Annotated in this window: 15 protein-coding genes; 7 read left to right on the forward strand and 8 right to left on the reverse strand. The window is 63.4% G+C overall.

Annotated elements, in window-relative coordinates:
- Both JOZ76_RS33080 and JOZ76_RS33085 read left to right on the forward strand, forming a co-directional pair.
- Window positions 1-467, forward strand: a 467-nt coding sequence (locus JOZ76_RS33080) for a helix-turn-helix domain-containing protein (RefSeq protein WP_291705584.1), incomplete at its 5' end; no start/stop codon positions are given.
- A complete protein-coding gene (locus JOZ76_RS33085; protein ID WP_291705585.1) occupies window positions 467-754 on the forward strand; it encodes a hypothetical protein in 288 nt (95 codons plus the stop codon). The genes JOZ76_RS33080 and JOZ76_RS33085, both read left to right, overlap by 1 nt.
- A 47-nt stretch (window positions 755-801) precedes the next feature.
- Here the strand turns inward: JOZ76_RS33085 and JOZ76_RS33090 are convergent, their stop codons facing one another.
- Entirely contained in the window at window positions 802-1,506 is a 705-nt protein-coding gene (locus tag JOZ76_RS33090; RefSeq protein ID WP_291705586.1) for a glutathione S-transferase family protein, read from the reverse strand.
- On the opposite strand from JOZ76_RS33090, the gene JOZ76_RS33095 reads away from it, so the two are divergent.
- Genes JOZ76_RS33095 through JOZ76_RS33105 form a run of 3 tightly spaced genes read left to right on the forward strand, consistent with a single transcriptional unit; the run spans window position 1,481 to window position 4,222 of the window.
- Window positions 1,481-2,224, forward strand: coding sequence for an SxtJ family membrane protein (locus tag JOZ76_RS33095; protein ID WP_291705587.1), 744 nt, complete (start codon window positions 1,481-1,483; stop codon window positions 2,222-2,224). The two genes, JOZ76_RS33090 and JOZ76_RS33095, sit on opposite strands and share 26 nt — an antisense overlap.
- 1 nt (window position 2,225) lies before the next feature.
- Window positions 2,226-2,378: a DUF5989 family protein gene (locus tag JOZ76_RS33100; RefSeq protein WP_441300145.1), complete on the forward strand. Its 153-nt coding sequence runs from the start codon at window positions 2,226-2,228 to the stop codon at window positions 2,376-2,378.
- Complete coding sequence (locus JOZ76_RS33105) at window positions 2,378-4,222, forward strand: carbamoyltransferase family protein (protein WP_291705588.1); 1,845 nt, start codon at window positions 2,378-2,380, stop codon at window positions 4,220-4,222. Before JOZ76_RS33100 ends, JOZ76_RS33105 begins: the two co-directional genes overlap by 1 nt.
- A gap of 40 nt (window positions 4,223-4,262) precedes the next feature.
- Here JOZ76_RS33105 and JOZ76_RS33110 read toward each other — a convergent pair whose 3' ends face one another.
- The 6 genes from JOZ76_RS33110 to JOZ76_RS33130 all read right to left on the reverse strand — a co-directional run bounded on the left by JOZ76_RS33110 (window position 4,263) and on the right by JOZ76_RS33130 (window position 8,166).
- Window positions 4,263-4,538 carry a hypothetical protein gene (locus tag JOZ76_RS33110; RefSeq protein ID WP_291705589.1) on the reverse strand — a complete coding sequence of 92 codons (276 nt, stop codon included), beginning with the start codon at window positions 4,536-4,538 and terminating at the stop codon, window positions 4,263-4,265.
- An 82-nt stretch (window positions 4,539-4,620) separates the two neighbouring features.
- Complete coding sequence (locus JOZ76_RS33115; RefSeq protein WP_291705590.1) at window positions 4,621-4,965, reverse strand: DUF1428 domain-containing protein; 345 nt, start codon at window positions 4,963-4,965, stop codon at window positions 4,621-4,623.
- Window positions 4,966-5,167: 202 nt separating this feature from the next.
- Window positions 5,168-6,244: a lactonase family protein gene (locus tag JOZ76_RS33120; protein ID WP_291705596.1), complete on the reverse strand. Its 1,077-nt coding sequence runs from the start codon at window positions 6,242-6,244 to the stop codon at window positions 5,168-5,170.
- 201 nt (window positions 6,245-6,445) lie between these two features.
- A complete protein-coding gene (locus tag JOZ76_RS38450) occupies window positions 6,446-6,694 on the reverse strand; it encodes a hypothetical protein (protein WP_366112867.1) in 249 nt (82 codons plus the stop codon).
- An 8-nt stretch (window positions 6,695-6,702) separates the two neighbouring features.
- Window positions 6,703-7,638: a serine hydrolase domain-containing protein gene (locus tag JOZ76_RS33125; protein ID WP_366938658.1), complete on the reverse strand. Its 936-nt coding sequence runs from the start codon at window positions 7,636-7,638 to the stop codon at window positions 6,703-6,705.
- Between the two features lie 114 nt (window positions 7,639-7,752).
- Entirely contained in the window at window positions 7,753-8,166 is a 414-nt protein-coding gene (locus JOZ76_RS33130) for a GFA family protein (RefSeq protein ID WP_291705591.1), read from the reverse strand.
- Window positions 8,167-8,316: 150 nt separating this feature from the next.
- On the opposite strand from JOZ76_RS33130, the gene JOZ76_RS33135 reads away from it, so the two are divergent.
- Window positions 8,317-8,712 (forward strand): GFA family protein, encoded by a 396-nt coding sequence (locus tag JOZ76_RS33135; protein ID WP_291705592.1) that lies wholly within the window; start codon window positions 8,317-8,319, stop codon window positions 8,710-8,712.
- A 260-nt stretch (window positions 8,713-8,972) separates the two neighbouring features.
- The gene (locus JOZ76_RS33140; RefSeq protein ID WP_291705593.1) at window positions 8,973-9,704 is read left to right on the forward strand and encodes an NAD-dependent epimerase/dehydratase family protein; all 732 of its coding nucleotides are present in this window, start codon (window positions 8,973-8,975) and stop codon (window positions 9,702-9,704) included.
- Window positions 9,705-9,956: 252 nt separating this feature from the next.
- On the opposite strand, the gene JOZ76_RS33145 is transcribed toward JOZ76_RS33140, so the two are convergent.
- Window positions 9,957-10,274, reverse strand: a 318-nt coding sequence (locus JOZ76_RS33145) for an alpha/beta fold hydrolase (RefSeq protein WP_291705594.1), incomplete at its 5' end; no start/stop codon positions are given.

Consider the following 10,274-nt stretch of genomic DNA (forward strand, 5'->3'; position numbering starts at 1 on the left):
GCCTCGTTTCCAAAGCCATGATCTCGAAGATCGAGCGCGGCGAATCGAGCCCGACCGCGGCATTGCTCGGCCGCCTTTCGGGCGCCTACGGCATCACGTTGTCCGCGCTGCTTGCCGATAACCAGGAGGATCGCCGTGGCCCAACACGCCGCGCTGACCAGCCGGTCTGGCGCGATCCCGCGACCGGCTACGTGCGCCGCCAGGTCTCGGCGTCGAGCCACGTTCCGATTGAGCTGACCGAGGTCGATCTGCCGGCCGGCGCGTCGGTGTCCTTCCCGGCCTCGTCCTATGCCTTCATCTCGCAGGTGATGTGGGTGCTCGATGGCCGCCTCAGCTTCGTCGAGGAGGGCGTCACGCACGACATCGGTCCGGGCGACAGCTACGAGCTCGGCGCGCCGGTCGATCGCACATTCCGCAATGACGGCGCCGTGCCGTGCCGCTATCTCGTGGTGGTGTTGAGGCGCTGATGGAACGCCTTCCTGATCGCACCGACAATGGCGGCCCGCCGCTCGACGACGACGAAGGGCCCGAGTGGGGCGACGGCGATATCTACGTCTACTACAGTTGGAAGAGCGCGCATCGAAAGGCCTGGAAGCCGGCCTCGCGCGACATGGCGCTGTTTCGTTTGGAGAAGGCCGAGGCGCTTGGACTGACCTACGAGGAATACACGCTCGAGGTCCTCGAACGCGGCCGCTATCTCTCCAGCGCCGACACCGAGCGCATCGACGCCATCAAGCGCAAGCGCCCGTTGTGAGACCCGTCATTCCGGACGCGGCGCAACGCGCCGCCCTGGAATGACCGCTACGGCCGCTTCGGGATGTTGAGCCCGCGCTCGACCGCGGGGCGCGCGAGACCGCGCTCGAGCCATGCCGCGACGTTCTTGAACGCGTCGAAGCCGACCAGCTCGCGTGCGCCGTAGAAGCCGATCAGGTTGCGCACCCAGCCGAGCATCGAGATATCCGCGATGGTATAGTCGTCATCCATGATCCATTGCCGCCCGGCAAGGTGCTGCTCGATGACATCAAGCAGGCGCCTGGACTCATTCACATAGCGCTCGAGCGGCCGCTTGTCGGCGATCTCCTTGCCTGCAAATTTGTGGAAGAAACCAACCTGGCCGAACATCGGCCCGATGCCACCCATCTGGAAATGCACCCATTGGATGGTCTGGTAGCGGCGCGCCGGATCCCGCGGCAAGAGCTGGCCGGTTTTTTCGGCGAGGTATTGCAGGATGGCGCCGGACTCGAACAGCGGAAGCGGCCGTCCGCCGGGCCCGTCGGGATCGATGATGGCGGGAATCTTGCCGTTCGGATTCAATGAGAGGAATTCCGGCGTCTTCTGGTCGTCCCTGCCAAAGTCGACGAGATGAACCTCATAGGGCAATCCGATCTCTTCCAGCATGATCGACACCTTGACCCCGTTCGGTGTCGGCAGCGAGTAAAGCTGCAGGCGCTCGGGATGCGCGGGAGGCCAGCGTTTGGTAATGGGAAAGGCGGTGAGATCGGGCATGGCTCTCTCGGTTCCTGACAGAGGCAGTCAATGTACGACGAGGAACCGGCGGGGCAAGGTCGGCTTCGCGCGGAATTGCATGGCGCAAATCCGGTTCATCCACAATCTCGATCCGGACTTGCGCACGCCACAAGTGCCCGTCTCGCGCGTGGAAAAGCCCGACTTCGGTGCGGAAAATCAATCTGCAACAGTCCAGTTCCAATGCTTGAAGGAGCAAGCTCAGCAGCTTGCAACTCTGTGGTGGCTATGCTTAGTGTCCGCCAAATTGGGGCCTGCCATGCGCGACAAGAGTTTCGGCTCGCACGAATTGCTGGTGCGGGAAGAGGTCGTCAAGACGTCGTCGAACAAGAGTTTCGGGCTCGTGTTTGCCGGCGTATTTGCGCTGCTCGCGCTGTCGAGCTATTTTTTCAGCCATCACGAGCGCTGGCCGCTCTGGCTCGGCCTGTCGATTGCCTTTGCGGTGGTTGCTTTCGTGGCGCCGCAAATTCTCAGCCCCCTCAATCGCTGGTGGACCAAGCTCGGGCTGTTGCTACATACCATCGTCAGCCCGATCATCCTTGGTTTCATCTTCTTCGGCTGCATCGTTCCGATCGGCTTTTTGATGCGGCAGTTCGGGAACGATCCGCTCAAGCGCCGTTTCGAACCGGAGACCAAGAGCTACTGGCTCGTGCGCGAGCCGCCCGGTCCGACGCCTGAATCATTCAAGAGGCAGTACTGACATGATAGCTTTCCTGGGCGAGTTCTGGGGTTTCCTGCGCGTCCGCAAGAAGTTCTGGCTGCTGCCGGTGCTGATCGTGATGGCGATCTTCGGCGCGCTGCTCGTGCTGACCAAGGGGTCCGCCGTGGCGCCCTTCATCTACACGATCTTCTGATGGCTCCCTATCGCGTCCTCGGCATCTCGGCGTTCTATCACGACAGCGCGGCGGCGCTCGTCGAGGATGGTCGGGTCGTCGCAGCAGCGCAGGAAGAACGGTTCACGCGCAAGAAGTTCGACGCCAACTATCCGCGCCGGGCGATCGACTATTGTCTCGACGCCGCGGGCACGAAGCTCGACGACGTCGATTGCGTCGTATTCTACGACAAGCCCTTCATCAAGTTCGAGCGCCTGCTCGAAACCTATCTGACCATGTCGCCGCAGGGTTTTACGTCATTCCGCATGGCCCTGCCCCTGTGGTTGCGTGAAAAGCTGTTCCAGAAGTCGCTGCTCGCAGACGAACTCAAGGAGGTGGCCCCGGAGTTCGACTGGCACAATCGCCTGACCTTCTGCGAACACCATCTGAGCCATGCGGCGTCCGCCTTTTATCCGTCGCCGTTCGAACGCGCGCTGGTGCTCACCCTCGACGGCGTCGGCGAATGGACCACGACGGCGGTCGCGCTCGGCGAAGGCGACAAGCTCGCGATCCACAAGGAGATCCATTTTCCGCACTCACTCGGCCTGCTCTATTCGGCCTTCACCTACTATACCGGCTTCAAGGTCAATTCGGGCGAATACAAGCTGATGGGGCTCGCACCCTATGGCACGCCGAAATACGTGAACGTGATCCGCGACAAGCTGATCGACGTCAAGGATGACGGCTCGTTCCGCCTCAACCTCGACTATTTCAACTACTGCACCGGGCTGACCATGACGAACGCGCGTTTCGACGCGCTGTTCGGTGCGCCACCGCGCAATCCGGAGAGTCTGCTCGAGCAGAAGCACATGGACATCGCGGCCTCGATCCAGGCCGTGCTCGAGGACATCGTGCTCAAGCTGACCCGTAGCCTGGCCGCGGAAACCGGCATGGAGAACCTGTGCCTTGCGGGTGGCGTGGCGCTGAACTGCGTCGCCAACGGAAAAATCCTGCGCGACGGCCACTTCAAGAACATCTGGATTCAGCCGGCTGCCGGCGACTCCGGCGGCGCGCTCGGCGCCGCCCTCGCCGCCTATCACATCCATGCCGAAAAACCTCGTCCGGCGGCGAACGCGCTCGACGGCATGCGCGGCGCCTATCTCGGCCCGGCCTTCGACCAGGCCGACATCGATCAGCGGCTGCAGGCTGCGGGTGCGCATTTCACGACCCTGTCCGAAAGCGAGATGCTGGAGACGACCGCAAAGTCCCTCGCCGACGGTGCGGCGGTCGGCTGGTTTCAGGGACGCATGGAATTCGGTCCGCGTGCGCTCGGCAACCGCTCGATCCTCGGCGACCCGCGCAGCCCGTCGATGCAGAAGAACCTCAATCTCAAGGTCAAGTACCGCGAGAGTTTTCGGCCTTTCGCGCCTTCGGTGCTGCGTGAAAAGGTCGCCGACTGGTTCGCCCTCGACGTCGATAGCCCCTACATGCTGCTGGTCGCCGACGTCGCCGAGAGCCGCGTCCGCAAGATGACGGACGACGAACAGGCGCTGTTCGGTATCGACAAGCTGAACATCGTCCGCTCCAGCATTCCGGCGGTCACGCATGTCGACTATTCCGCGCGGGTCCAGACGGTGCATCAGGAGAGCAACCCGCTCTATTACGGCCTGATCGAGCGTTTCGAGCGCCTGACCGGCTGCCCGGTCCTGATCAACACCTCCTTCAACGTGCGCAGCGAGCCGATCGTCTGCACGCCTGAAGACGCCTTTCACTGCTTCATGGGAACCGATCTTGATCTCCTGGTCGTGGGTAACGCGGTGCTGCACAAGCGTGACCAGGATTCCGCGCTGAAGGTTGTCTACAAGGACAAGTTCGAGCTGGATTGAGCCGCGGCTCCGCAACGCAGCGCGGGACCGCCGCGCGGGCTCAGCGAGCCCGCGTCGGACTCGGCAGGCTAACGGCGAAATCGGAGCGTTCGTCCGCGCCAGCGCCGCTCGACGACTGTTCCGCCGGACCGCTTTCTGCACGCGCACGCGACCGCGCCCGCTGCGCGATCCGTCGCGCCCCTTCCAGGACCGCGCGCTTCGACAGATCCCTGATGCCGCGCAGGCTGAAGTCGATCACCACCTCATGATGCTTCAGCCCCTTGCCGCCCTTCACCGGGCCGAGGTCGCGCACCAGGCAATAATGACCGTCGCTCATACGAGCCAATCGGCAATCTCTGAACATCCGCTCAGCATGCACCGCCAGCCGATTTCGTCAATCTTGACGTTGCTTTTTCGAATCACATTTCCAGCCATGCCTCGAATCCGCCAAAAATCATGCGCCGGCCGTCGAACGGCATCTCGCTCTGCAGCCGGGGGTCGGCCATGACCTTGGCGTTGGCGGCATCGCGCGCCGCACGCGACGGGTAGACCACCCAGGAGAAAATCACGACCTCGTCCTCCTTGGCCTGCACCGCCCTGGGAAACGAGGTCAGCTTGCCGTAGGGCACGTCGTCGCCGATGCATTCGACCACGGCGAGCGCGCCATGCTCCTTGAAGATCTCGCCCGCCTTGCGCGCCAGCGCCTTGTAGTCCTCGATCTTGTCCTTCGATACGGGAATCACAAAACCATCGACATAGGGCATCCGAACCTCCTCTCGATCTACGATGTCGATCCGAGGACGATCGGGGGGCGCGCCATCCGACATCCGCGTCAGGCCACATCAGCGGCGGACTGTCGCGGGGCGGCCGCATCGCGCTACGCCATCTGCTGCAACTTTGCTGCGCGGAAGAGAGAATGCGTTGAGCGGTTTCGATCACATCGCGCGGCCGGGCATCATGCAAGTTTCACGGAAACGATGCGAATTCCACCCAGTTCGGCTTCTTGCCGACCGGATAGGACTGCAGCAGTTTTAGCGCGCCGCTCGCCTGATCGATCCTGTAGACGCTCATGGCATTCGACAGCTCGCCGAGGGCCGCGAGCACGTGGCCGGAGGGGTCGATCGCAAAGCCGCGCGGCTGTTTTTCCGTCGGCACGCTGCCGAGCGGCGTGATTTTGCCGCTCTCGCCATCGACCTTGAAGGCCGCGATCGTGCTCGAGGTGCGCTCGGAGGCGTAGAGGAAGCGCCCGTCAGGGGTCAGGTGGATGTCGGCCGCCCAGGGTTTGCCGTCGAACGGCTTGTCGTCCGGTCCCGGCGGCAACGCGCTCGCCTGCTGGATCTGCTGCCAGGTGCCCTGCGCGGCATCATAGGAAAACACCAGGAGGTTGGCGCTGAGCTCGTTGACGAGATAGACGAACTTGCCGTTCGGGTGGAACATCAAATGCCGCGGCCCGTTCTTTTCCGCGACCTTGATCGCGGCGGGATCGTTCGGCGTAAGGGTGCCGGCCGCGGCATCGAAGCGGAAGCTCAGGATCTGGTCCGATCCGAGATTGGTCGCGAACACGAAATGATTGTCGGGAGAGGGCAGGAACGCGTGGGCGTTCAGACCGGTCGGGATCACGTCCGTCGGCGCCTGCACGATGCCGTCAGCGCCAATCGGGTTCAGCGCGACCTTGTTGCCGCCATAGGAGGCGCTGAACAAGAATTTTCCGGTGCGGTCGGTGGCGATGTTCGCCATGCTGTCGGCCAGCGGACCACTGCCCCGGTAGGTCAGACGGCCGCTCTTGGCGTCGATCGCAAAGCTCAGCACGGTGTAGGGCTGTGCGCGAACGCCGGCAAACAGCACGGCGTGATCGGGGCTGAGCGCGAGGGGTGTCGACGAGCCGGGTTTGTCCACTCCAGGGAATGCCACGGTCTGCACCGCCTCCGCTTTGCCACTTGCGGGTTCGATCCGGAACACGCTGATGTCGTTGCTGTCGGCATTGCCGACATAGGCGAAGGTGTCGGCGTGCGCGCCGCTCGCAAGCAACGAGGTCATGACCATTGATACTGCCAGACTGAATTTCGGTTTCAGCACCGGTTTCCTCTCCATGCTCGCGTCGATTGCGCACTTGCTGTCGCTTGATCGGATGCTAGAAGCCGGCTGAGGCCATGCCAAGTCGCATTGAGTATCGATCGATGCGCATTCCGCATGAATGCACAACTGCGATGGCAGGCGGGAAATCCGAACGCCGCAAGAAGTCTCTCAAGCGCGCTTCAAATTTTGTCCGCTGACGACCGCGTAGACCGCGCGCTCGAAACCATCGAAGGCATCGAGCACGATCCTGTCGGCGAAGGGCAGGATCTGCGTCATGAACACGCCGGCGACGCCGCTCGCCGGATCGAGCCAGAAATAAGTGTTCATCAGCCCGGCCCAGGCGAGGCTGCCGGCCGCCCGGCCGCCCGGCACGGCGGCGCCGTTGATGAGAAAGCTCAGTCCCCATTTCTTTGTCATGCCAGGCATCAGCTCGACGGGATTGGAGAGTTGGGCATCTCGGTTGGCAGCGGCAGCACATTGAGCGCCCCCATGTGGTTTTCGCCCATCGTGGCGACCGTTTCCGCCTCGAGGATACGCGCACCGTCGAGTTCGCCGCCATTGAGCAGCGCGCGCAGCAGGCGCAGATAGTCGTGCGCGGTGGAAAACAGGCCGCCGCCGCCGGGGAAGAACTCGCGTGTCGCCTCATCAAGCGGCGGGCTGGGGATCGCCTCGAGCGTGCCGTCCGCCCCGCGGGCGTGCACGGTCGCGAGCCGGCTCTCCCATTCCGGGCGCGCGATGTAACTGGTGTCGGCCATGCCGAGGGGTTTGAGGATGTGCTCCTGCAGATGGGTTTCGAGATCACGGCCGCTCACCGCCTCGATCATGCGACCGACCATCTCGATGTTGACGCCATATTCCCAGCGTTCGCCGGGGTCGCTCGCGAGCGGCACCGCGAGCGCCCTGAGTTTTGCGCTGCGCATCGGCGGCAGCCCGTTCTCGCGCACGTAGCGCGCGATCTTTGCGTTCCACGTCTCGTAGGCAAAGCCCGCGGTGTGGGTGAGCAAGTGCCGCAGCGTGATATCAGCACGCGGCGGCCGCAGCATCGGCCGCTCCGAATCAAAGCCAGTGAGCACCTGAACCTCGCCAAGCGCGGGCAGGATCTCCTTCGCGGGTCCATCGAGCGACAAGACGCCCTGCTCCACGAGTTGCATGGCCGCCACCGCGGTGATCGTCTTGGTCATCGAGGCGATGCGGAAGACCGCGTCGATCGTCATCGGCTCGCTTGATGCGACGCTCCGCACGCCCCGCGCGCTTTCAAAAATCACGCCATCGCGCGTCGCGGCCGCGGCAACCAGGCCCGCAATCCGGCTCTGGCCGACCACCGCCGCGAGCGCCTGTTCGATCGGTTCGTTGTTGCGCATGGGCTGGTCTTTCAAAAAACTGCCGCCAATTTCTTAGCCGCCGCCATTATCGTCGGCAAGGCCGCCCTGAGGCATGGCGGGTCATACGACCGGCCGGGTCTTCGTGGCAGCCGGTCATGCGCTTGCGGTGGCGTGTCCTTTGAATTGCGCCAGGTCGTCAGTGATAGTGAACCAAGGGGCCTTCGAGCCGACAAAGATGTGCTTCGTCGGGCGGATGGTGGGATCGTCGACCAGCGTGCCCATCGCGACATGGACATAGGCGCCGTCGCGCACCACCGAATAGAGCAGCGAGCCGCATCGCCGGCAATGCGTGTTGTTGTTCTGCGCCTGCCCATAAATCATCAGATCGCCCTCGCCTTTCGTCAGCCTAAGCTCACCGCGCTCGATGCCGGCAAAGGGCTTGAACGCCGAACCGGTGGTGCGGCGGCAATTCGAGCAATGGCAATTTGCGGCATAGACGAACGCGTCGGCCACGGCGTATTCCACCGCGCCACAAAAACACTTTCCGGCAAGCATGCGTTCGCTCATCAGCCTGTCCTCCAGTTTCTCCTGCCGCCTGTTGCCAGTTGCGCGCATCCGTGGGCGCCGGCTCCGCCGCGATCTTGCGGAGATCAATGGTCGCGACTAGGTGAAGCGAGCTTGAGGTGACTGATTGCCATAACCAGGGAGGATCGGACAATGGGATTTTCCGGCGGCTGCTCCTGCGGCGCGGTGCGCTACGATATCGCCGCTGCATCGATACGCGCGTTCCAGTGCCAATGCCGGGACTGTCAGAAGGATTCCGGCGGCGGCCATAGTTCGGTATTCGTGTTTCCGCGCGCGGCGTTCACCATCACCGGCGCGGTGCGCGAGATCGCGCGCGCGAGTGACCGCGGCGCCGTCAAGCGAAAGGGCTTCTGTCCGAACTGCGGCACTCCGATCTACAACAAGCCGGACCAGGTCCCCGACATGATCGGGATCTATGTCGGCAGCCTCGACGACGCCTCTTCTTTCACGCCGCAGGCCATCTTCTACGCCGCGCGCGGCCACGCCTGGGACATGCTCGATCCCGAGGTGCCGAAAGTGCCGGAATGACATACGGATGCGAGGTGAGGTCCATGCCGCCTTCGATCTGCACGCGGCGTTCTGCAGGCTGCCATGACCGGGCCGATCCAGGCGCACCAACACTCCGATATCGAGACTGATCAACAAAAACTCGCATTAACTGGTCATATTGGTCTATCCAGTTTAGCCGCATGGTGCCGGTGCGCAAGGCGCCCTCTTGATGACGGCCGCGGCTCTGCGCTGCTGGAAGCGACGAGCTTCGAACTGAATGGCGATGATGAGGAACTGAGATGGGCCAACGGATCCTGCTTGCCGGAGCAACCGGCGTCATAGGCCGGCGACTGATGCCGCTGCTGCGCGAGGCCGGCCACCACGTCGTCGGCATGACACGGTCTCAATCGAAGGCGCAGGAGCCTTTCAACGGAGCGGAGATGATCGCAGCCGACGTGTTCGATGCCGCCGCGGTCGCACACGTCCTCGCATCGATCCGGCCGGACGTCGTGATCCACCAGCTGACGGACCTGTCGGGACTTGCCGATCCGGCCACCGCAGCGGACGCGATCCGACGCAACGCGCGCATCCGCCGCGAGGGCACGCGCAACCTGGTCGATGCGGCGCTGGCGGCAGACGTGGGTCACATGGTGGCGCAGAGCATCGCCTGGGCCTACGCCCCCAAAACCTTGCCGCATGCGGAGGAGGACGCGCTGGATATTCACGCCGACGAACCGCGTTCGCTTACGGTCGCGGGGGTCGCAGCGCTCGAAGCTGCGGTGCTCGATGCGCCGCCGATGAAAGGCACCGTCTTGCGCTACGGCCAGCTCTACGGTCCCGGAACCGGCAGGGATCGGCCGTCAGGTTCTGCCCCGCTCCACGTCGACGCCGCTGCCTATGCCGCGCTTCTGGCTGTTGCGCGCGGCGAAGCAGGCATCTTCAACATCGCCGAACCCAACGCGCAGGTTCTGACCGAAAAGGCCACATCGAAGCTTGGTTGGCGCGACGACATGCGCCTGCCGGCCGCGTAAGCATTCCGCTCAATCGCATTCAGCCGGCAAGACGAAGGCGGCGCAAGCCCGCCTAAAAAAGACTGTCGTCGCCCGGCTTGGCCGGGCGACCCAGTATTCCAGAGACGGCGGTCGCTCCTTGAGAAGCCGCGGCGTACTGGATACCCCGCTTGCGCGGGGTATGACCAGCGGTGGGTCCAGGTATCATGAAGCAATGAATAACGACGAGCGCAGCTTCGATCCGGCTCGGATCGAACCTCGTTCTATCCCGCATCAGCTCCTGATGAACGCCAACAGGTCCGCATTGATGGTCTCGGCCTCGGTGGTCGGCATGCCATGCGGAAAGCCCTTGTAGGTTTTCAGCGTACCGTTCCGCAAAAGCTTTGCCGACAGCGGGCCGGAATCGGCGTAAGGCACGATCTGGTCGTCGTCGCCATGCATCACCAGCACAGGCACCGTGATCCTCTTCAGATCCTCGGTGAAGTCGGTCTGCGAGAACGCGACGATGCCGTCGTAATGCGCCTTCGCGCCGCCCATCATGCCCTGGCGCCACCAGTTCAGGATAACGGGCTGCTGCGGCTTTCGCTCGGG

The sequence above is a fragment of the Bradyrhizobium sp. genome, from assembly GCF_019244115.1.
In the GTDB taxonomy this organism is placed as follows: domain Bacteria; phylum Pseudomonadota; class Alphaproteobacteria; order Rhizobiales; family Xanthobacteraceae; genus Bradyrhizobium.

Excerpts from the sequence above, each read along its gene's own strand:
- JOZ76_RS33085 (WP_291705585.1), top strand. The coding sequence starts at position 467 with ATGGAACGCCTTCCTGATCGCACCGACAATGGCGGCCCGCCGCTCGAC.
- JOZ76_RS33095 (WP_291705587.1), top strand. The coding sequence starts at position 1,481 with ATGGGAAAGGCGGTGAGATCGGGCATGGCTCTCTCGGTTCCTGACAGA.
- JOZ76_RS33090 (WP_291705586.1), bottom strand. The coding sequence starts at position 1,506 with ATGCCCGATCTCACCGCCTTTCCCATTACCAAACGCTGGCCTCCCGCG.
- JOZ76_RS33100 (WP_441300145.1), top strand. The coding sequence starts at position 2,226 with ATGATAGCTTTCCTGGGCGAGTTCTGGGGTTTCCTGCGCGTCCGCAAG.
- JOZ76_RS33105 (WP_291705588.1), top strand. The coding sequence starts at position 2,378 with ATGGCTCCCTATCGCGTCCTCGGCATCTCGGCGTTCTATCACGACAGC.
- JOZ76_RS33110 (WP_291705589.1), bottom strand. The coding sequence starts at position 4,538 with ATGAGCGACGGTCATTATTGCCTGGTGCGCGACCTCGGCCCGGTGAAG.
- JOZ76_RS33115 (WP_291705590.1), bottom strand. The coding sequence starts at position 4,965 with ATGCCCTATGTCGATGGTTTTGTGATTCCCGTATCGAAGGACAAGATC.
- JOZ76_RS33120 (WP_291705596.1), bottom strand. The coding sequence starts at position 6,244 with ATGGTCATGACCTCGTTGCTTGCGAGCGGCGCGCACGCCGACACCTTC.
- JOZ76_RS38450 (WP_366112867.1), bottom strand. The coding sequence starts at position 6,694 with ATGACAAAGAAATGGGGACTGAGCTTTCTCATCAACGGCGCCGCCGTG.
- JOZ76_RS33125 (WP_366938658.1), bottom strand. The coding sequence starts at position 7,638 with ATGCGCAACAACGAACCGATCGAACAGGCGCTCGCGGCGGTGGTCGGC.
- JOZ76_RS33130 (WP_291705591.1), bottom strand. The coding sequence starts at position 8,166 with ATGAGCGAACGCATGCTTGCCGGAAAGTGTTTTTGTGGCGCGGTGGAA.
- JOZ76_RS33135 (WP_291705592.1), top strand. The coding sequence starts at position 8,317 with ATGGGATTTTCCGGCGGCTGCTCCTGCGGCGCGGTGCGCTACGATATC.
- JOZ76_RS33140 (WP_291705593.1), top strand. The coding sequence starts at position 8,973 with ATGGGCCAACGGATCCTGCTTGCCGGAGCAACCGGCGTCATAGGCCGG.